This window comes from Sphingomonas sp. SUN039 (assembly GCF_024758725.1).
GTDB lineage: Bacteria > Pseudomonadota > Alphaproteobacteria > Sphingomonadales > Sphingomonadaceae > Sphingomonas_O.
Genome location: NZ_CP096972.1, coordinates 2,876,448 through 2,897,255, shown reverse-complemented (window position 1 = coordinate 2,897,255; position 20,808 = coordinate 2,876,448). Strand labels below are relative to the sequence as shown.

The 20,808-nt window shown below is 63.6% G+C and carries 19 protein-coding genes; 4 read left to right on the top strand and 15 right to left on the bottom strand.

The genetic code is table 11. From position 1 onward, the window contains the following. Positions 1-18 precede the first annotated feature (18 nt). On the bottom strand, positions 19-1,941 hold the full coding sequence (locus tag M0209_RS14195) for a ribonucleoside-diphosphate reductase subunit alpha (protein ID WP_258888925.1): 1,923 nt from the start codon (positions 1,939-1,941) through the stop codon (positions 19-21). A 405-nt stretch (positions 1,942-2,346) separates the two neighbouring features. Further along, the gene (locus M0209_RS14190) at positions 2,347-2,736 is read right to left on the bottom strand and encodes a DUF1905 domain-containing protein (protein WP_258888924.1); all 390 of its coding nucleotides are present in this window, start codon (positions 2,734-2,736) and stop codon (positions 2,347-2,349) included. 47 nt (positions 2,737-2,783) lie between these two features. Between M0209_RS14190 and M0209_RS14185 the strand changes: the two genes are divergently transcribed. Continuing rightward, a complete protein-coding gene (locus M0209_RS14185) occupies positions 2,784-4,304 on the top strand; it encodes a fumarate hydratase (RefSeq protein ID WP_258888923.1) in 1,521 nt (506 codons plus the stop codon). A gap of 1 nt (position 4,305) precedes the next feature. Here M0209_RS14185 and M0209_RS14180 read toward each other — a convergent pair whose 3' ends face one another. From M0209_RS14180 to M0209_RS14150, 7 genes are all read right to left on the bottom strand, one after another. Further along, a complete protein-coding gene (locus tag M0209_RS14180; protein ID WP_258888922.1) occupies positions 4,306-4,764 on the bottom strand; it encodes a hypothetical protein in 459 nt (152 codons plus the stop codon). Between the two features lie 31 nt (positions 4,765-4,795). After that, positions 4,796-5,305 (bottom strand): hypothetical protein, encoded by a 510-nt coding sequence (locus M0209_RS14175; protein ID WP_258888921.1) that lies wholly within the window; start codon positions 5,303-5,305, stop codon positions 4,796-4,798. Positions 5,306-5,307: 2 nt separating this feature from the next. Beyond that, positions 5,308-5,550 (bottom strand): helix-turn-helix transcriptional regulator, encoded by a 243-nt coding sequence (locus tag M0209_RS14170; RefSeq protein ID WP_258888920.1) that lies wholly within the window; start codon positions 5,548-5,550, stop codon positions 5,308-5,310. 82 nt (positions 5,551-5,632) lie between these two features. Beyond that, a complete protein-coding gene (locus tag M0209_RS14165; protein WP_258888919.1) occupies positions 5,633-5,920 on the bottom strand; it encodes a YdeI/OmpD-associated family protein in 288 nt (95 codons plus the stop codon). 213 nt (positions 5,921-6,133) lie between these two features. After that, positions 6,134-6,742, bottom strand: a complete 609-nt coding sequence (locus M0209_RS14160; protein WP_258888918.1) for a YdeI/OmpD-associated family protein — start codon at positions 6,740-6,742, stop codon at positions 6,134-6,136. Between the two features lie 99 nt (positions 6,743-6,841). Continuing rightward, positions 6,842-8,518: an amidohydrolase family protein gene (locus M0209_RS14155; RefSeq protein ID WP_258888917.1), complete on the bottom strand. Its 1,677-nt coding sequence runs from the start codon at positions 8,516-8,518 to the stop codon at positions 6,842-6,844. 2 nt (positions 8,519-8,520) lie between these two features. Then, positions 8,521-9,678, bottom strand: a complete 1,158-nt coding sequence (locus M0209_RS14150; RefSeq protein ID WP_258888915.1) for a serine hydrolase — start codon at positions 9,676-9,678, stop codon at positions 8,521-8,523. A 23-nt stretch (positions 9,679-9,701) separates the two neighbouring features. Between M0209_RS14150 and M0209_RS14145 the strand changes: the two genes are divergently transcribed. Further along, the gene (locus M0209_RS14145) at positions 9,702-10,916 is read left to right on the top strand and encodes an MBL fold metallo-hydrolase (RefSeq protein ID WP_258888914.1); all 1,215 of its coding nucleotides are present in this window, start codon (positions 9,702-9,704) and stop codon (positions 10,914-10,916) included. A gap of 139 nt (positions 10,917-11,055) precedes the next feature. Here M0209_RS14145 and M0209_RS14140 read toward each other — a convergent pair whose 3' ends face one another. The 6 genes from M0209_RS14140 to M0209_RS14115 all read right to left on the bottom strand — a co-directional run bounded on the left by M0209_RS14140 (position 11,056) and on the right by M0209_RS14115 (position 18,259). After that, on the bottom strand, positions 11,056-11,232 hold the full coding sequence (locus M0209_RS14140) for a hypothetical protein (RefSeq protein ID WP_258888913.1): 177 nt from the start codon (positions 11,230-11,232) through the stop codon (positions 11,056-11,058). 85 nt (positions 11,233-11,317) lie between these two features. Then, complete coding sequence (locus M0209_RS14135) at positions 11,318-11,524, bottom strand: cold-shock protein (RefSeq protein WP_258888912.1); 207 nt, start codon at positions 11,522-11,524, stop codon at positions 11,318-11,320. Between the two features lie 171 nt (positions 11,525-11,695). Further along, positions 11,696-13,624 (bottom strand): TonB-dependent receptor, encoded by a 1,929-nt coding sequence (locus M0209_RS14130; protein WP_258888911.1) that lies wholly within the window; start codon positions 13,622-13,624, stop codon positions 11,696-11,698. A gap of 10 nt (positions 13,625-13,634) precedes the next feature. Further along, positions 13,635-15,227: a peptidase dimerization domain-containing protein gene (locus M0209_RS14125; protein ID WP_258888909.1), complete on the bottom strand. Its 1,593-nt coding sequence runs from the start codon at positions 15,225-15,227 to the stop codon at positions 13,635-13,637. A 35-nt stretch (positions 15,228-15,262) separates the two neighbouring features. Beyond that, entirely contained in the window at positions 15,263-17,305 is a 2,043-nt protein-coding gene (locus tag M0209_RS14120; protein ID WP_258888908.1) for a TonB-dependent receptor, read from the bottom strand. 144 nt (positions 17,306-17,449) lie between these two features. Continuing rightward, positions 17,450-18,259 (bottom strand): TonB-dependent siderophore receptor, encoded by an 810-nt coding sequence (locus tag M0209_RS14115; protein WP_258888907.1) that lies wholly within the window; start codon positions 18,257-18,259, stop codon positions 17,450-17,452. A 192-nt stretch (positions 18,260-18,451) separates the two neighbouring features. On the opposite strand from M0209_RS14115, the gene M0209_RS14110 reads away from it, so the two are divergent. Together M0209_RS14110 and M0209_RS14105 are read left to right on the top strand one after the other, a co-directional pair. Beyond that, positions 18,452-18,943: an Lrp/AsnC family transcriptional regulator gene (locus M0209_RS14110; RefSeq protein WP_258888906.1), complete on the top strand. Its 492-nt coding sequence runs from the start codon at positions 18,452-18,454 to the stop codon at positions 18,941-18,943. Between the two features lie 221 nt (positions 18,944-19,164). After that, positions 19,165-20,757, top strand: a complete 1,593-nt coding sequence (locus M0209_RS14105) for an FAD-dependent oxidoreductase (RefSeq protein WP_258888904.1) — start codon at positions 19,165-19,167, stop codon at positions 20,755-20,757. Positions 20,758-20,808 lie beyond the last annotated feature (51 nt).

Genomic DNA, 20,808 nt, shown 5'->3' with positions numbered 1-20,808 from the left:
ACGAAGTCTCGCGCGCCATCACTGGCACGCGAGGCATTCGTCGTAATCCTTGGTCTCCAGCTCGATCACCGGCGGCAAGGCGGTGTTGTCGGCTTCGACTCCGCCCGCAAAGCCTGCGCGCTGGACGCTTTTCGAGCGCAGATAATAGAGCGACTTGATGCCCAGCTCCCACGCGCGGAAGTGGAGCATCAGCAAATCCCATTTCTCGACATCGGCCGGGATGAACAGGTTCAGCGACTGCGCCTGATCGATGAACGGCGTGCGGTCGGCGGCGAGTTCGAGCAGCCAGCGCTGGTCGATCTCGAAGCTGGTTTTGTAGGTCGCTTTTTCGTCCGTATCGAGGAAGTCGAGGTGCTGGACCGATCCGCCCTGTTCGAGGATCGAATTCCACACCGCGTCGCTGTTCTTCGACTTGGTCGACAGCAGCTTTTCGAGATACGGATTGCGGATCGAGAACGACCCCGACAGCGTCTTGTGGGTGTAGATGTTCGCCGGGATCGGCTCGATGCACGCACTCGTCCCGCCGCAGATGATGCTGATCGACGCGGTGGGCGCGATCGCCATCTTGCAGCTGAACCGCTCCATCACGCCGCGTTCCTCGGCATCGGGGCAGGGGCCGCGCTCCGCCGCCAGCAGCATCGAGGCTTCCTCGGCCTTGGCGCTGATGTGCTTGAAGATTTTCAGGTTCCACGACTTCGCCATCGCGCCCTCGAAGGGCAGATTGCGCGCCTGCAGGAAGCTGTGGAAGCCCATGACGCCCAGACCCACCGAGCGTTCGCGCGACGCGCTGTACTTGGCGCGCGCCATTTCGGGCTCGGCGCGGTCGATATAGTCGGTCAGGACATTGTCGAGGAAGCGCATGATGTCCTCGACGAACATCTTGTCGCCGTTCCATTCGTCCCAGGTTTCGAGGTTGACCGACGACAGGCAGCACACCGCCGTGCGATCGTTGCCGAGGTGATCCTTGCCGGTCGGCAGGGTGATTTCGCTGCACAGGTTCGAAGTGGAAACCTTCAACCCCAGTTCGCGGTGATGGCGCGGCATCGCGCGGTTCACCGTGTCGCCGAAGACGATATAGGGCTCGCCGGTCGCGAGCCGCGTTTCGACCAGCTTCTGGAACAGGCTGCGCGCATCGACCGTCTGGCGGACGCTGTTGTCCTTGGGACTGCGCAGCTGCCATTCGGTCCCGTCGCGTACCGCTTCCATGAATGCATCGGTCAGCAGCACGCCGTGATGCAGGTTCAATGCCTTGCGGTTGAAATCGCCGCTGGGCTTGCGGATTTCGAGGAACTCCTCGATCTCGGGGTGCGACACGTCGAGGTAGCACGCGGCCGACCCGCGGCGCAGCGACCCTTGCGAAATCGCCAAGGTCAGCGAGTCCATCACGCGCACGAACGGAATAATGCCGCTGGTCTTCCCGTTCAGGCCGACCGGTTCGCCGATACCGCGCACCGCGCCCCAATAGGTGCCGATCCCGCCGCCGCGCGCCGCCAGCCAGACATTCTCGTTCCAGGTGTCGACGATCCCTTCCAGGCTGTCGGGCACCGAATTGAGATAGCAGCTGATCGGCAGCCCGCGCCCCGTGCCGCCGTTCGACAGCACCGGCGTCGACGGCATGAACCACAGCCGCGAGATGTAATCATAGAGCCGTTGGGCATGTGGCTGGTCGTCGGCATAGGCCGACGCCACGCGCACAAACAAATCCTGATAGGATTCACCAGGCAACAGATAGCGGTCCTTCAGCGTCTCCTTGCCGAAATCGGTGAGGAGCGCATCGCGCGAATGATCGACCTCGACCGCGAACAGGCGCGGATGCACGCCCTCGATCGGCGCGGCATCGGCCTTGGCCGTCGCCGTTGCGGCGCCTGCCATCGCCTCTGCGATCAACTCCGCCGTGTCCGCACTCATGTCCGCTCTGCCATCGTTATCCCTGAAATCCATCGCCCCGATCCCCGTTCCGCCGCGCCCGTTTATTTTCGACTCACATCCGACTCGGGGCCAAACCCCGATCCTACACGTTTTCGGGGCTGCGAGCGAACAAAACGGGAATTTTCCCCGTTATCCACAGCGCGCAGGTCGCCAGTGCGGAATCAAGGTCCGCAAACGCGACATACAAGCTGTAGTATTGGCTCCCTGCCCCGAACCGCTAGCTATAGTGGCTCAACCATTTTGAGACGCAAGAGGGTAAATTACGGTGTCACCATTCGGTTCGTCGCAGATTCGATTCGTTTCGTCGTTGCTGCACCGCAGCGACGCGCCGGACTTGCGTCGTTTTCGTGACGCGCAAGGGGGTATGGCGCGCAGGAAAAAAGATTTCTTGCGACACAGTGATTTACGATTCGACGTTCACAACGCCAGCGATACGGTTATCCGGTCGCCCTCGACCAGTTTCTCGGACTTACGCACAGCGGCCTTCACCGGCAGCAAATAGCCTTTGACCTCCTTGCTCGGGAACAGCGAGGTGCGCCACTCGGTGCCGCCGATGCGGGCCGTCACATAGACCGATCCCCAGGCCGCCATTCGCCCCGGCGCGGCGGCACGAATCGCGTCGGCGATATCCCCGTCGATGGTGACGAAATGCCACGCCATCGTGCTCGCGGTTCCGTCCTTGGTTTTCCCGCGCCACAGCCAGAGCGGCCCGGTGAAGGTCCAGCTGCCCCCGGCGGGCACGCCCTCGCCCAGTTCCTCGCGCAGGAAACGGATCAGTTCGGGATCGGTGGGCAACTGGCTTTTCACGGGGCGCTCCGGCGCATAGGGGCAGGTGACCATAGCGGGGCCGAGCCATGACCGTCACCATATCCGAATCCGATCTCATCGAAAGCGTCGCCGACGCACTGCAATACATCAGCTATTTCCACCCGATGGATTACATCCGCGCGCTGGGTGCCGCGTACGAGGTTGAACAGGGCCCCGCCGCGAAGGACGCCATCGCGCAAATCCTGACCAACAGCCGCATGTGCGCCGAGGGGCACCGGCCGATCTGCCAGGACACCGGCATCGTCACCGTGTTCGTCAAATGGGGCCAGCAGTGCGTGCTCGACAGCACGCGGTCGCTGCAGGGCGTAATCGACGAGGGTGTCCGCCGCGCCTATCTCCACCCCGAAAACAAGCTGCGCGCCTCGATCCTCGCCGATCCCGCCTTCACGCGGGTGAATACCAAGGACAACACGCCTTGCGTGATGTCGGTCGAAATGGTCCCGGGCGCGACCGTGAGCATCGACGTCGCGGCCAAGGGCGGCGGCAGCGAGAACAAGTCGAAGTTCAAGATGCTCAACCCCAGCGACAGCATCGTCGACTGGGTGCTCGAAATGGTCCCACAAATGGGCGCGGGCTGGTGCCCGCCGGGGATGCTCGGCATCGGCATCGGCGGCACGGCGGAAAAGGCGATGTCTCTCGCCAAGGAATCGCTGATGGGCCATATCGACATGGCCGAGTTGAAGGCGCGCGGCCCCCGCACCGACGTCGAGAAGCTGCGCGTCGAGATTTTCGACAAGGTCAACGCGCTCGGCATCGGCGCGCAGGGCTTGGGCGGGCTCGCGACGATCCTCGACGTCAAAATCCTGGATTACCCGACGCATGCCGCGTCGAAGCCGGTCGCGATGATCCCCAATTGCGCCGCGACCCGCCACGCGCATTTCACTTTGGACGGCAGCGGGCCGGTCTTCCTAGAAACCCCGAACCTCGACGACTGGCCCAAGGTCGACTGGCAGCCCGATGCGGCGTCGATCCGCGTCGATCTCGACACGCTGACCGCCGCCGACGTGCAGGGCTGGCAACAGGGCGACCGGCTGCTCCTCAACGGCAAGATGCTCACCGGCCGCGACGCCGCGCACAAGCGCATCGCGGATATGCTGGCGAAAGGCGAGCCGCTCCCCGTCGAATTCGCGGGCCGCGTCATCTACTACGTCGGCCCGGTCGACCCGGTCGGCGAGGAAATCGTCGGCCCCGCCGGCCCGACGACGGCGACGCGCATGGACAAGTTCATGGACATAATGCTCGAGCAAGGCCTGCTCGCCTGCGTCGGCAAGGCCGAACGCGGCCCCGCCGCAACCGCCGCGATCGCCAAGCACAAGAGCGCGTACCTGATGGCCGTCGGCGGCGCGGCCTACCTCGTGGCACGCGCGATCAAGGGCTCGAAAGTCGTGGGCTTCGCCGATCTCGGCATGGAGGCGATCTATGAGTTCGAGGTGAAGGATTTCCCGGTGACAGTCGCGGTGGATAGCGCGGGGGCGAATGTCCACACGCTCGCGCCGCAAATGTGGAGCGCGAAGATCAGGGAGGAGCGGTTGCTGGAGGGGGTGTGAATCACGTCTCCTCGAGATCGTCCTTGCGTCCGCTTGCAGGTGCAATCCATTCAAGGACAATCGTCGGCAGCATCATTCCTGATCCAGTGAATGACATGATCAGGAAAAAGCCCTTAATACCGCCTTTCAAATCCATATAAACTATAACCGGTAGAAGCAGGACAATCGCTCCGAATATCATCAGCACATAGCTGGCTTCATAGGCGCGGCTGCGCAAGCCGAGTTCGCGTTCGTCGAGATCAGGCCGGTCGTCGTTCCACGGCAGACTAAAGCGGACAATGCGTTCATAAGGCGAAGCACGCACGACGCACTCGAGTACCAAAGCAGCGACCCAAAGGATTAAGCCCGCAGTCCAGATCGGTCCTTCCAACCTGTCCATGCCGATCATGAATGCGCCGACAAACATCGCGAGGCACGCCGCGACCCCAAGTCCTGCTCGATGATTTGTAAAGGTCTTCATCGTGGCTCTCCCGCCGTTTTGAATGCTGGTGCTATTCATCGTCATCGACCGGCGCAGGCATCGTCCAGCTCAGGGCGAGCATCGATACGTTCGCGGCAATGCTGATCAGGAAGATGTAGAGCAGTTGCCAATGCGTCGGCTCGGTCGGTTGCCAAATCGGCGGAAGCATCCCGCTGAGCGAACGCACCATGCAGCCGACAACGACGAGAGTGAGCGCCCAGCTGACACCGATCAGCCGCGCCTTGATATAGCTCGCCCGCTCGCGCTCATCGTAGGGCGCATTCGCACTCTTGCCCCGCATCGGCCCAAACCACTGCACTATGAGTGTGGTGACGAAGGTCATCATCATAACGGAAAGGGCAAATTTCGATCCTGCAATAGCCATGGCCAATGCGACGACCGATGCCGCGATTAACAAGGCCGGCAGAAATTTTCTCGGCCGAGGCCGCTGATTGACCTCGCCGCGCATCATCGCCGGGAAGGGCGTCTTTTCCGAAATGGCATCCAGGCGCCCTATGATACGATCAAATGAATTCGACATCGTTATTCTCCAGTCCGTCGCAGCACCGCCGCGACGCTTTCAAAAGGCTCGAAGGAAAACATCAGCTCGACCCGGACATCAAAGTAAGCGGCAATCCTCATACCGAGCTCGAGACTCGGGTTGTAATCGCCCCGTTCGAGGTAGCCGATAGTCTGTGGGTTGACCCCAACCGCCTCGGCCAGCTCCTTACGTGAAATACCGCACTCGGCGCGAAACAGGGTAATGCGATTATGGATATAGGGCACGAAATGTCTTCTGAATCATTGTTTCATTGTGTTTAAACAACATATTATAATTCTTGTCAACAGATCCTCCTACGCACGTGGTCTAGCCTCCTTCGCCTGCTGCCACGCGCTCGACGCTTTGTCCGCCCGGTGCGCGCTCCTGCCCAGCAGCAAGGCCGGCGTTTGCCTTGGTGCAGTTCCTCCGCCGTCCGCACGATGTGCCGCGCGCAGGTGACGGGTTGTTTGGCGTCAAGGGTTCGGTAATGAACTCGTTGCGACCGAGCAGAGTCAAGCTTTGCCACCGCGCCACCGCCGCTACATCGGCGGTCAGCGCCGCGCGCAGGTCGTCGGGGAGCGGGTGGGCGGTGCCGTCGTGGAGCGTGTCGGGCATAGTGTTAGACTGTCCCTGAGGGCGGGCTTGCACAATTCCTCCCCAGCGAAGCGCATGGGAGGTGCCCGCAGGGCGGAGGGGCCGCCGCGTTCAGCGGCGGACGGTGTTTCGGGTGGCGAGACCGTCGCTCGCTGCGCTCGCGCCCCTCCGGCGCATTCGCGCCACCTCCCCTGCGCTGCGCTGGGGAGGAGTTCTGCGGTCGTCGAAGATCGCTCAGCAGTTCTCGTATTTCCAGTTCCGCTTCTTGCCTTCGACCAGCCATTCGACCGTTTGGGCGACCCGCGCCGCGACCGTTGCCTCGCGTTTCGCCTCGCCGACCCATTCGCAATATTCGCGGCGGTGCGAGGGGGCGAAGGCGTCCCACGCTGCCTGCGCTGTCGGGTTCGCGGCAAGGGCGGCTTGAAGCGCCGGCGGCACGGGGAGCTCGGCGCGCGGCTTTCTCTCGGTCATGTGTTTGGGCGCGATGCCCGCGTCGATCAGCGCGCAGGCCTTGCGGACCATGTCAGCCAGCTCAGCATCGGGCGGCAGGTCGGCCAGCGACGTCAGCCGCCCGAACGACTCCATGGCGCTGTCCTCGACCTCGGACAGCCCGGTGACGGCCGCGCCATGCCAGAAGCCGAAGGTCGCATGCCCCTTGAACGCCGCCATCCCGGCGACGAGCTTCCCCTTCCACAGGAACGCCGGGTGCGACCATTTGACCGCTTCTTTGATGCCCGGCTGCGCAGCGTGGACGATGTCGCGGGCGTGGTTCAGGATCGGCTGCGCGAAGGCGGCGCGCGACGCGATATAGGCGTCGATGGCGGGTAAACATTGCGGGTCCATATTGCCTCCCTCAGAGAGCAAGGGACTGTCCCCACTTGGGGACTGTCCCTCTTTACCTTGGCAGGGGACAGTCCCTAAGTGGGGACAGTCCCCGATCTGCTAACCGACTGGCACGCATTTGCCCGTGCCCGGTCCGGCAACGACACGGCCGGGCTTGGCACCGGTGTGCTCGCCATCCTTCAGCACCTGCACCCCGTTGACGAAGACGTGGCGCATACCGACGGCATATTGCTGGGGTTTGGCAAAGGTCGCGGTATCGCCGACCGTCTTGGGATCGAAGATCGCCATATCGGCGTAATTGCCGACTTTCAGTGTCCCGCGCCGTGCAATCCGCAGATTCTCTGCCGGAAGCCCCGACAGCCGCCGCACCGCATCCGCCAAGGTCAGCGTCTTTTCGTCGCGGGCGTATTTGCCCAGCACCCGCGCGAAATTGCCGTAAGCGCGCGGGTGCGTGCTCGACAGCATGAACACGCCCTCATTGGCCTGGCTAGATGCGTCCGAGCCGAAGCTCATCCACGGCAGCGCGGTTTCGCGCGCGACGTTTTCCGGGCGCATCGAGACATAGGCGACCTGGATGCGCGTGCCGTCGGCGACGATCAGGTCGGCCATCACCTCTTCCGGCCGCTGGCCGCGTTCGCGCGCGACGTCGCCCAGTGTCTTGCCGACCAGCGGGCGCAGGGCGGCGGTCTTGAAGGCGAGCAGCGTGACCTTGTCGGGTTCGTTGACGACGAGGCTGGTGTTCTCGCCGACCTTGCCCTCGCGCATTTCGGTCAGCGCCCGGGCGCGCAATTCGGGCTGCTTCAACCGCGCGACCCACGCCTCGATCCCGCCTTCCTGAATCCACAGCGGCATCGCCGCGTCGAAGCCGGTCGAGCTGGCCGGATAGGTGTACATGTCGGCGGTGATTTTCAGGCCGCGCGCCCGCGCCGCCTCGACCCGCGCGATGGCGGCGTCGATCTTGCCCCAATTGGCGCGGCCCGATTGTTTGAAGTGATAGATTTCGGCGGGTGCGCCCGATTTTTCGGCGATCTCGACCAGCTCGTCGATCGCTTCGATCAGGCGCGGCCCCTCGTCGCGGATATGGCTGATATAGCTGCCGCCGCACGATCCCGCCGCCTTCATCAGCGCGATCAGCTCGGGCGTCTCGGCATAGCTGGCGGGGGCGTAGATCAGGCTGGAGCCGACGCCCAGCGCGCCCTCGTTCATCGCGGTGCGGACAAGCGCCTGCATCCGCCTGAGCTGCGCGGGGGTGGGATCGACATCGTTTTCGCCGAGCACGTTGATCCGCACCGTCGTCGCACCGACGTAGCTGGCGATATTGGGGGTGATGCCGCGCATCGTCAGCCAGTCCTGATACTGGCGCAGGCTGGTCCAGCCGATGGGGAATTTGATGTCCCCCTGCCGCCGGGTGGCGTTGGCTTTCATCTCGGGGTTGAGCGGTCCCATCGACGAGCCTTCGCCCATCACTTCGAGAGTGACGCCTTGTTTGGTGTCGCTCATCCCGCGCCCGTCGGCGATCAGCGATTCATTGGCCCAGCTGAGCATGTTGATGAAGCCGGGTGCGACGGCGAGGCCCTTTGCATCGACTGTGCGTTTGGCCGTGCCGCGTACTTTGCCGACCGCGACGATCCGGTCGCCCTTGATCGCAACATCGCCCTTGTATGGCGTGCCGCCGGTGCCGTCATAGATCGTCCCGCCCCGGACGATAAGGTCATAGGCGGGCGGGGGCGCGGCGCCCGTGAGCAGCAATGCGGCGACGATCGGTATCCGGCGCATGGTCATTTCCCCTTGGCTAATTGCTCCTCGACCGGCGTAAACGCCGAATGCGCGCCTTTGCCGGTCGCGTCGTCGGGCACGGCGGTAGCAAAGAACGCCACGCCCTTGCCGCGCTTCCTGTCGATCCACAGCCCCGAGCGCAGCCCGTACGCCTCGCCCGCATGGCCGATGCGGCGCACGCCGTCGCCGAACAGGTCGTCATGGCAATCGGGCATGTTGGGCGTGGCGAGGATCTGCACGGCGAGGCCATAGCTGCAATAAAATCCGCCCTCGGTATCGCCATTGCCGCCGTCGAACGTCCAGTGCGGCTTCGCCATTTCGGCGAGCGAGGCGGGTTTGAGAAAGCCGGCCCCGCGCTTTACAAACAGCTGCCCGATCCGTGCCAGATCGCGCGCCGAAATCCGCATGCCCCCCTGCGGGCTGAACAGCGCACCATTGCTGCCGGGGGTGTAGGCGTTGAGGTCGCAGGGCGTCGTCGCTTGCAACAGCCGAACCGGGCAGTCGGGGCGCAAGGTCGCAAAGCCATCGGTCCGCACCGGCCCGCCTGCGTCGTAAAGCACGACCTTGCGTGCGAGCTTGGCGTCGCTGCACATTGTCCAGTTGTAGCACGCGTCGATCTTCAGCGGCTTGAACACCAGCCGCGCCATCAACCGGTCGAACCGCTCGCCGGTCGCCGCCTCCATCACGCTGGCAATCACCGGGAAGTTGAGATTGCTGTAGCGGAACCAGTTGCCGGGATGGTGCTCAACGTCCCACGCCCGCCGGTCGCCCAGCCGGGCGCGGACGCTATCCCCGAGCGGGATCGCGTAATCGGCATCGTCGCGCAGGCCCGAGGTGTGCGACAACAGCATCCGCAGCGTCATCGGCACTTCGGGGAAGTCGGGATTGCGCAGCGTCCAGCCGAGATAGGCCGACACATCGCGGTCGAGGTCGAGCTTGCCTGCCTCGACCAGCCGCATCACCCCCAGCGCGACGACCATTTTCGACACGCTGGCGACGCGCACCGGATCGTCGACAGTCGCGGCGCGCGATGTTGTCTTGTCGGCGATCCCCGTCGCAGTTGCGTGCGTGATGCGCTGCGCATTGAACTCGGCCCGCGCGGTGGCGACAGGCGCGGTCGCGACGCTTGCCGTTGCAAACAGAAACGCTATCGCTGTCATCACAGTCAGAGTGGCGAGGCGGGATGCGGCGCGCAATAGTATATGTGGGGCGCGGCCTGTTGTGGCTGGCGGTGGCGCTGTGCCTCGCGATCGTCATCGTCCCCAAATTCCTCGACCGCATCTATTATCAGGGGCCGGTCAGCGCGCACTACGACGGCGCGCGGTTCTTCAATCCCGATGGCGACGATACGCTGGCCCCGCCGGGCGGGCGCAGTCGCGGTAATTTCCTGATCCGCTATCTGTTCGGCACCGACGAACGCCCGCCGTGGCCCGACAAGGTCGATGTCACGCCTGCCAAGCCCGAGCGCCGCGTCGAGGGCGAACGGATGGTGGCGACCTGGGTCGGTCATGCAACCTGGCTGATCCAGACCAATGGGCTGAACATCCTGACCGATCCGATCTGGGGGCCGACTGCAGGCCCCTTCGGCTTCGGCCCGCGCCGGGTGGCGGAACCCGGCATCCGTTTCGAGGATTTGCCGCCTATCGACCTCGTCGTCATCAGCCATAATCATTACGACCACATGGATTTGGGAACACTCAAGCGGCTTTGGGACCGCGACAGCCCGCTCATCGTGACGAGCTTGGGGAATGATGCACTGATCCGCAGCATCGGCGCACAGGCGGTTGCGCTCGACTGGGGCGAACGCCGGGGCGTCGTGAATCGGTGCTTTGTGCCACCGGGTTACCCTCAGGTTAAATGTGAGCCGAAATTGAAAGCGGAAGTCGTCGTCACCCGCAACCATCATTGGGGCAGCCGCTGGTTCGCCGACCGCAACCGGGCGCTGTGGTCGAGTTTCACGGTCGTGCTGCCCAAGGGCGGCAACTTGTTCTTCGCGGGCGATACCGGCATGGGCGACGGGCAATGGCCGCGCGAGGCCGCAAAGCTCGGCCCCGTGCGCCTCGCGCTCATCCCCATCGGCGCGTTCCGCTTCGTGCCCGGGCAAATGGGCATCGGCAGCCATATCGGCCCCATCGACGCCGCCGAAGTGTTCGACCGGCTCGGCGCGGCGCGTGGCCTCGGCATGCACTGGGGCACGTTCCGGCTCAGCTACGAGGCGTACGACACGCCGCCGAAACTGCTCGCCGAAGTGATGAAGTGCCGGGGTCAGACCGGGTTTGCGACGTCGGGGATCGGGGTGCCGGTCGAGGTTGCGCCCTATGCGAAACCGATTCCGGCCAAGCCTCAGGGCGATCTGGCAAGCTGCCTGAAATCGCCTGCGGTTACAGCGCTGCGTTGAGACGTTTTTCTTCGCCGAGCGACAGCGAGGTGCTCATTCGAGCGTTAGCGAGAAAGCGCGGCTTGCGGTGGAAGACCTCGCTCGCGCTCGGCCGGGCTTCTCGCTTACGCTCGAAGAAGAGCGAGAATCGAAGCCGGAATCACCGGCTCCCCGGGCGCCCCGCGCGCATTTCTTCGGTGCGCTCGATGCGCTCGGCCATCACGTCCCATGCGGCGGCAGCGCGCAGGCAGCGGTCGCGGACATTGTCGAGGGTGGCGGCGGCGGCATCGGTCGCGGCCTTGGTCGCCTGGGTGCGGTAGAATTCGAGAGGGCTCATGGCTGGATCGAATCCTTTTAGTAAGACGTAGAAAAGAAAACGGCGGCGGCAGGGTAAGCCCCGTGCCGCCGCCGCCGGTAGCTTGTTAGGCCGACTGCAGGTTCACAGCCGAGGTCTTGCCGCGCTTGTCGGTTTCGAGCTCGTAGGTGACGCGCTGGTCCTTATCGAGGGTGCGCATGCCGGCACGCTCGACGGCCGAGATGTGCACAAATGCATCGCCCCCGCCGCCTTCCGGCGCGATGAAGCCATAGCCCTTGTCGGCATTGAAGAATTTAACGGTTCCGGTGATCATATCGGGCATTCCTTAGTCCGAATTGACGGGCATGGTCCAAAGGCGGGCCATCCCGGCGTCGTGAAGCAAGTTCAGGGACAAAGGGGGGCGTAAGCGGCCCGATATCCGTCGCAGGCGACGTTCAGCACAACCGGTATAGGGCGTGCGGCCCCAAATAGCAAAAAGCAGCTATCAGAGGTCGACGGCAAGCTGCGCGACGAACGTTCGGCCCGGTGAATAGGTGAAGCCGCCGCTGTTGCTGACCAGCCAGCCATATTCGTTGAAGACATTGGTCACCTGTACGCGGAACAGCGCCGCCATGCCGCCGATGCTGGTGCGGTAGCGCGTGCCGAGCGCCAGCGTCGTGCGCGCCGGGGCGACCAGCCGGTTCGCCGTGTTGCCGACCCGCGACGACAGGCTCTCGATCGCACTGTCGAACGACCAGTGCGTCTGGCCCGCCGGTTTCCAGTCGAGATTGAGGATGCTCCGCCGCCGCACCGAGCCGACCGGACGCGGGCCGATACGCCCGCTCGTCACCGCCTCGCCCGAAATACGCGAATCGAGCAGCACGGTCCCCGCGACCATCGACAGGCCCGGCAGCAACGTCCCCGTCAGCGACAGTTCGACCCCGCGATTGTCGACGGTGCCGAGCTGGCCGAAGCGGAGCGCCGGATCGAGGCCGAAATAGGGTTTCTTCACGCTGAACACGCCCGCGACGAGCGTGATCCTGGGCGTGACCGCGACGCGCACGCCCGCTTCGGCCTGTTCGGTGATGATCGCGGGCGGGGCTTCGTTGCGGTTGGTGGCGATATCGGGCGCGATCAGGCTTTCCTCCAGCCCTTTCACATAGCCGCCGAACAGGGTGAGTTGCCGGGAGAGCACAACCGATCCGCTTATGTTGTAGAGCATGGGCGTACTCGACACGGCAAGGTCGGCGACCGCAGGATTGGCGAAATCGACCGCCTTGCGATAATCGCTGCGCGAGACCGACAGGCTGAGCGCGCCGCGTCCCGGCCAGTTGAGGCTGTATCCGACCCCCAGCGTCATCTGTCGCACGCGGTCGTGGTCGTTGGCGCCCAATGTATAGCTCGGCCGGGCGCGCAGGTCGGGCGCGTTGACGGTGCTCGCCCCCAGCGCAATCGTCGCCTGCCCGCCGAAATCGCGGTCCTTGGCGCGGCCCCGTGCCGAGGCGATCAGCCGGTGCGTGACCGGCCCGGTCGCAAAACTGCGCGTCACGCGCACCTCGCCCGACACCGACACGTCTGCATTGTCCGCGTCCGCAATGATAACACGGCTCGCCACGCTGCCGTCGGGCCGCACGCCGCGCATCAGGTCGGAGAACGACGACCCCGTGACCTTGGCCGAACGGAAGACGCCCGCCTCGATCCGCCAATCGCCCAGCGGCAGTTTGCCGACAAGGCCGCCGAGATTGGAGTAGCTGCTCTTGCGATCCCAGTCCTGCCCGAGGAAGATACCGCGCGCCATCGCGGGTGGCAGCTCGTCGCCTGCCGGGAACAGATTCGGTATTGGATCTTCGTCCCGTCCGCCGAAACCGCCGAAAAAGCCGACCAGCTCGGCCCCGCTTTTGCCCTGCCAGCGCAACGTCGCGCCATAGCCGCGCAGGTTGTTGTGCCCGCCTTGCGGCTGGGCAAAGCGCCGCGCGATCAGGTTCGCCGACAGCGCCAGCCCGGGTGCCAGCGGAATATTGGCATCGAAAGAGCCGAACAGCCCGCCGAAAGCCGCGCGCTCGAACTCGACGCCGAACGCCAGCTTGTCGGGCGTTTCGCGAAGCCGGTAATCGACGACACCGGTGGGTGCGGGGAAAGGAAATCCCTGCGCGGTGATGCCGACGCGGATCGTCGATCCCTCGATCAGCCGGCTGGTCGGACGTTCCTGCTGGTCGAAATACAGGCCGTCGATGCGCGCATTGCCCGCCTCGACCGGATTGAACCCGCGGACATCGTCGTTCTGGTAGAGGCCGATACGCTCGTTGCCGATCTGGCTGCCGAACGCATCGCTCGCCGAAGTGACGGCATTCTCCTGCGTACGCTGCGCGCCTGCGGCGGTGGCCCCGCAGGCGAACAGGGCCGCGCAGGTCGCACGGCGCAACGATCGACGCAAAACCAGTCCCCTATTTGGTCGGTGCCGTCCCCGGATAGGCAATGCCGAGCTGGGCCAGATAGCTCGGATATTTCTTCGGATCGTAATAGAATTTTTCCATCGAAGGACGCAACCGCCGCATCGTTTCGGTATTGAGCCAGATCGCGGGCTTGTCCGATGCGGTGATCACCGGATCGTATTTCTGGTCTTTCAGCTGGACGTTCTGCTGATAATCCTTCGCATCGGCGATCAGCTTGGGCGTGGTCATCAGGTCGAGCACGGTCATCGCCACCGCCTTTGCCCCTGCGACCGCGCCCTTGTGGGCGATGGGCGTCGCCATCGCGATGGCGCTTGTCTTGTGGTGGCCGATCATGCTCGGGATGTTCGACGGGTAACGGATCGTGATCGTCGGCACGTTCCACATGATGTCACCGATATCGTCCGACCCGCCGCCCGTCGGCACGCGTTCGTTCGTCGGTCCGTTCATTTCACCGATCGTCGTGGCCAGCGGTTTGATCGTGCGCTTGAGTCCGGTCTGTACGGCCTTGGTGAACGCCTGGTCGTCGTCGGTCCATTTCGGCATGCCGACCGCCTTGATATTGGCATAGGCGGCATCGGCCATCGGCTTGTTGCCATAGTTCGGTGCGGCATAACCAAGCACTTGGCGCGTAACCGTCGTCTCGGTTGCCTTGGCGGCGGATTCGGCCACCGTGTTGCCGATTTCGTACAGGTCTCGGACCTGCTGGAACCCGTTCTGGCGGAAATAATACCACACCGCCGCCCTGTCGGGGACGACATTGGGCTGCCCGCCGCCGTTCGAGATGACATAGTGCATGCGCTGGCTGAGCGGCAGATGTTCGCGGCGGTAATTGAGCGCGACGTTCATGATCTCGACCGCGTCGAGCGCCGACCGCCCGTCCCACGGGTTCCCCGCGGCGTGCGAGGTCGATCCGGTGAACGTATATTCGACCGACACCAGCGCGTTGCTGCCGCCCAGCCCCCAGCTGGTCGAAAAATCGCTCGAGACATGGGTGAAGATGTTCGCATCGACGCCCTTGAACAGGCCCTCGCGGACATAATAGGCTTTGGTGGCGAGCAGTTCTTCGGCGACGCCGGGCCACAGCATCAGCCGCCCCTTGATCCCGTGCTTGATCATCGTTTCCTTGGCGGCGAGCGCGGCGGCGATGATCAGCGGCATCCCCGAATTATGCCCCTCGCCATGTCCCGGCGCACCCTCGACCATCGGCTTCAGCGAGGTGATGCCGGGATATTGCGAAACGCCGAGCAGGCAATCGACATCGCTGCCGAGCGCAATCAGCGGGCCGCCTTCGCCCCAAGTCGCGGTCCAGGCGCTCGGGATGCCCGCGACTCCCTTGGTGATCTTGAACCCGTTCTTGGCGAGAATCGCGGTCAGATATTCCTGCGTCTTGAACTCCTGGAAACCGGGCTCGGCAAAGCTGAACACCGAATCGACCATCTCCTGGACGAGCTTGGCCTTGGCATCGACAAGTGCTGCAGCTTCGGTCTTGAGCGCGGGGTCGGCCTGGGCAAAGCCGGGGCTGGCAACGATCGTGGCAGAGGCAAGCAACAGGGCCTTGGCGTAACGGCAGGTGCGGTTCGGCATGGGATCTCTCCTTGACGGCGGCTTGGGCGGGTGGACTAGAGGCTGAAGCGGACACCGAGGCGGAACACGCGCCCCAGCACATCGTAGAGCAGCCGGTTGGTCTGCGGATAGGCGGGCGTGTTGTTGCCGGTCGGCCCGTTGCCGACCAGCGCCGGATCGACGTTGAAGACGTTCTTGACCGCCAGAAACACCTGTCCCTTCGCATTGTCGATCTTGAACGAATAGTTGATGTTGAAATCGGTGTAGAAGGTGCCCGCGATCCGGTTCTGGTTTACCGTGCGATTGGCGACCGTCGAGACCGGGCAGTCGGTGCTGCACACGACATAGCTGTTGTCATAGACGCCGCTGCTGACCCCGCGACCGATGACCTGAAAGCCGAGTCCGGAGTCGAAGTCGTATCCGGCCGACACGCGATAGGTCCATTTGGGCAGCCCGCCACCGTTCTGGCCCGCCGCCTCGGTCGGCACATCGACGCCGTTGTTGGTGTACAGGCTGATCGCGTTCGAGGCGAGGGCGCGCAGCGCGAGCGTGCCCGGGCCGATCTGTTTGCGATAGCTCGCCTCGATGTCGATGCCGCGCGTCTTGATGCTGACGAAATTGATCGGTTTGATCTCGATGCTGGTGACCAGCAGCCCCGGCGTCGTCACGCCGCGCCCGCCGGTCGTCGAAATGAACGAGCAGGCACTGGCGAGGTTGAGCGTATAGCACTGGTCGATCAGCGTCTGCGCGGTGAGCGACGAGATGGCACCACTCAGCGTGATGTCGAAATAATCGACCGACAGCGCAAATCCCGGCAGGAAACGTGGTGTCAGGATGACCCCCGCGCCATAGGTCTTGGCCACTTCGGGCACGAGCGCCGCATTGCCGACAGTCGATTCGTTGAACTGGTCGGCGCGAACGGTGCCGTTGGCCAGCGGCACGTTGACGGTGTTGGTGCGCCCGACACCCGGCGCGAACAACTCGCCCAGATTCGGCGCGCGGATGTCGCGTGAAATGGTGCCGCGCAGCTTGATGTCGTCGATCATCTGCCAGGTGAGGCCCGCTTTCCACGTCGTCACCGTGCCCGATGTCGAATAGTTGGTCACGCGGAACGCGCCGTTGAAATCCATGCCCTTGAAGAGTGGCACAACGGTTTCCACGAACGCTTCCTTGACGTTGTACTGCCCCTTGGTCGGCAGGTAATTGCCGTAAATCCAGGTGCCGGTGGTGACGCCATTGGCCACGATCGGCTGGAACAGCGGATCGACGAAGCCATCGACTTCCTCCTTGCGATACTCCGCGCCGAAGGCGAGCGAGACCGGCCCCGCCCAGATGTTGAACAGGTTGTTGGTCGAGAAATTAAGCGCGGCCACATCCTGCGTCAGCGACTGGGTGCGAAGCGGCTGCTGGCCATTGTACAAGACGTAATTGATCGCCGCCTGACTCGCGACGCCGATACCGAGCCGGTTGAGCGGGACGCAGCCATTGGTCGGCGCGGTCAGCGTCGAACGGCAGACGATGGTCCCGGCAGCCACGCCGATGGCGTTCCCGGCAGGCGCGAACACCGCATCGGTCGCCAGTGTCATGCGCGCCAGGTTCCACGCATTGGTCAGCAACTCGTTGGTTTTGACGATACCCTTTTGGTAATAAGCGTCCCAGCTCCATTCGGCCCCGATCGCTTCGAACTTGCCGCTGCCGCCGATGACGTAGCGATACACCTCGCGGGTGTTGTCGCTGCCCTGTGGCGGGATGTCGATATTGCTGGTGCCCAGTGCGACCGTCGAAACCCTGGTTGCCGCTGTCGGCTGGCTGGCGTTATAGGCGTTGACGCTGGCGATGAACGCGGCGGGCAGATAGGCGTTGATAAGGTTGCCGTTGGCCGTCGTCGGCGCGACCTGGATCGTGGTGCCGGTCGTCGGCGTCTGCTGGTAATAGCTCTGGCCGCGGTATGTGCTGTACGCGAACTGGCCATAGAGTTCGAAGGCAGGCGAAAATTCGTAACTCAATCGTCCGAACACACTCGACCGCTTCTCCGCCGGGAGGAGCGTCGCGCTCCCCCGGTGGCCCGCGCTGGTGATGTTGTAGTCGCCGCCGACCATCCACTGGCCGTTGGTCGGACCGAAGGCGAGCTGGTTGACCGTGGCCCGCCCGGTCGACGGGTCGATCGTCCCGAAATAGGTGCCCCGGAACGGCCCGGTGCTGATGAGGCCGCCCGGCGTGAACTGGCTCGTGCCGATGCCGGCCTAGATGAGGCGCGCCGGATAGCAGATTGTCGAGGCCAGCGCGTCGGTGCAGCTTGCCGCGACATAGGCAGGATTGTCGATCTGGAAGAACCCCGAGTTGTTCCACGCACGGTTGATCGTCTGGATGCCCTTTTGCGTAAACACCTCGCCGCTGAGCAGGATATGGCCCTTGCCCCCGGCGAACGGCAGGCCGCCCGTCACCGAAATCTTGTGATTGGCGCCATCGCCATAGGTCGTGACCCCGTATTCATATTCGCCCTTCAGCCCCGTAAATTTCTTGTCGAGGATGAAGTTGACGACGCCTGACACCGCATCCGATCCATAGGCCGAAGACGCTCCGCCGGTTACGACTTCGACCCGTTCGATCAGCGCTTGAGGGAAGGTGTTAACGTCGACCGTGCCGGTTGTGGCAGAGGCGACCGAGCGCTGTCCGTCGAACAGCACCAATGTGCGCTGGGCACCCAGATTGCGGAGATTGACGGTATTGATTCCGGCAGCGCCGTTGCTCAACGATCCGTTGCTGGTCGCCGCCGTCCCGCTGCCACGCACGGCGGGCAGCGTGTTGACGAAATCGGAGATGTTGGCCGGAGCTTCGGCCTGGAGTTCCTTGGTGCTGATGACGCTGACCGGGGTCGGCGCGCTATACCCGTCGCGGACGATGCGCGTACCGGTAACAACGATTTCGCCGCCCGCTTCGGCGGTTTCCGTCTCTGCTGTTTCAGGGACCGGAACCGGTGCCTGCTGGGCGAGACCCGGCGCGGCCCAAACGATACCGAGTCCGGCAAGCAGCGCGCGATGTGAAATGGCCATGAAGTCCCCCTTGGCTGGCAGTTCGCCTTGCTCGGGATCCTCATTGTGTCCTTGGCCATCCGGCGCGTCCTCCCCAGAACGCGGCAGCCGTCTTGACAAATGCAAGCTAGCAAGAAAGCCTTGCGCGTGTTGAGCAGAATAAGAAGAATTAAGGGGAGTTTGCGCTGAATTCTGGCATGAAAAGGGGTTTTCATGAAGGAATCTCGCGCGGTCCTGCTGGATGACGCCGACTATCGAATCATTTCCGCCTTGTCTGACGATGCCCGTGCCTCCGACGTGTCGATCGGCGAGCGCATCAACCTGTCGAGCAGCTCGGTCGCGCGGCGGCGAAAGTCGATGGAGGAAGCGGGGGTTATTTCTGGGTACGAGGTGCGCCTCGACCCTTCGCGGCTGGGGTTCAGTGGTGTCGTGGTGGTCTCGGTCGAATTGACCTCCCAGGCAGAAAACGTGCTCGTCGATTTCGAGCGCGAGGTGCTCAAAAGCACGGCCATCTCCTATTGCGGCTTCGTCTCGGGCGACACCGACTTCCTGCTGCTTATCCATGTCAGCTCGTTCAACGACTATGACGCGATTTATCGGCGCGAGCTGTCGATCCTGCCGCACGTCGCGCGCATCCGCAGCAGTTTCGTGCTGCGCCAAGTCGCGAATCGCCTCAATCCGCCTGCCATTCTGACCCGGCGCTAAAATCGCGCGCGACGCGGCGTTTATTTGCCCATTTCTTGTATGAATTCGTCAAAAACCGGCGTTCTGCCGCACAAATCGCGCAGAGTTTAGGCCCGTTGCAATAAACAATTGCCGTATTCGCCATTTTCCGGCCCTTTTACCGCACGCTAGCCGCAATCGATAGCAAGACGGCACTGGGGAGCATGTCCTGATCGCACACGGGTCGAGATCGGGGGATTTGCATGATTACACGCCGCGCAGTGCTCGACGCTCTGGGAAAGACCGGGGGCGTCGCCGCGACAGCCAGTGCGATGCAGGCGATGGGGATGTTCGGTGTCGCGAATGCCGCGCCGCTGCCCGATACCGGTGCAGGGTTCGGCGGCGGCAAATCGGTCGTCGTGCTTGGGGCCGGGATCGCGGGACTTGTTGCCGCGCACGAGCTTGAAGAACGCGGATTTTCGGTGACCGTTCTCGAAGCGCGCCAGCGCGTCGGCGGGCGTGCATGGACGGTACGCGACGGCGACAAGATCGAGATGATCGGTGAGGAAACCCAGACCGCCAAATTCTCCGACGGCGTATATTTCAATGCTGGACCCGCGCGGTTGCCCAGTTTCCACCAAGGCATCCTCGGCTATGCGCGCAAGTTCGGAGTGCCTCTCGAGGTCGAGGTCAATTCGAGCCGCTCGGCCTATGTCGTTGCCAACAACGGCGACAAATTGCGGATGCGGACCGCGATCAACGACACCCGCGGTCATATTTCAGAATTGCTGGCGAAAGCGATCAATCAGGGGTCGCTCGATCAGGCACTGACGCCCGAGGACAAGTCGAAACTGCTGCCGTTCCTCAACTTCTACGGCGATCTCGACGAGAAGGGGAATTTCAAGGGCACCGTCAGGTCGGGCTTCGGCAAGGCACCCGGGGTGCTGACCTTCGAAGAGCCGCCCGAACCTACACGGCTGGGCACTTTGCTCGCCAACGACCAGCTCCGTTCCACCTTGTTCGAAGACCAGCTCTACATGCAGGCGACGATGTTCCAGCCGGTCGGCGGCATGGACCAGATCAGCGTCGGCATCGAACGCAATCTGAAGCGCCGCGCGATCCGGGGGGCCGAAGTCCAGCGCATCCGCCACGATTCCAAGGGTGTCGAGATCGTCTTCCTCGACAAGGCGAGCGGGGCGAGCCGCACGCTCAAGGCCGATTATTGCGTCTGCACCATCCCCTTCCCGGTACTGGCAAAGATCGACAGCAATTTCGCCAAACCGGTCGCGACCGCCATCGCCAGCGTGGTCTATGACAATTCCAACAAGGTCGCATTCGAAGCCCCGCGCTTTTGGGAACGCGAGCAAATCTATGGCGGGATCAGCTTCGTTGGCGGCGAGACGTCGCTGATCTGGTATCCGTCCTGGGGTCTGCACAGCGAACGCGGCATGATCCTCGGTTGCTATAGCTCGGGCGCGGCGGGTGCGAAGTTCGTCAAGCGCCCGATCGCCGAACAGATCGCGATGGCGCGCGCCGCGATCGACAAAGCACATCCCGGCCACGGCAAGGATTGCGTCAATCCGCTCGCGGTCAACTGGAAGAAAGTGCCCTACAGCCTCGGCCCCTGGCCGAACTGGAATCCGAACCAGCAGGGACCGCAGGAATCGCACAACGACAGCGCCGAATTCAAATTGCTGTGCCAGCCCGACGGCCGCGTGTTCTTTGCCAGCGCCGCGCTCAGCCAGACGCCCGGCTGGCAAGAGGGCGGCATCCAGTCCGCCCATGCCGCCGTTGCCGCACTCGCCAAACAGGTCAGCGCCCGCGCGCCGACCGAACCGAGCCGCCTCGCGGCCTGAGACAGGAGGACAGAACCGATACTTTCCGGTGGTTTCGCAGGAACGAACCAA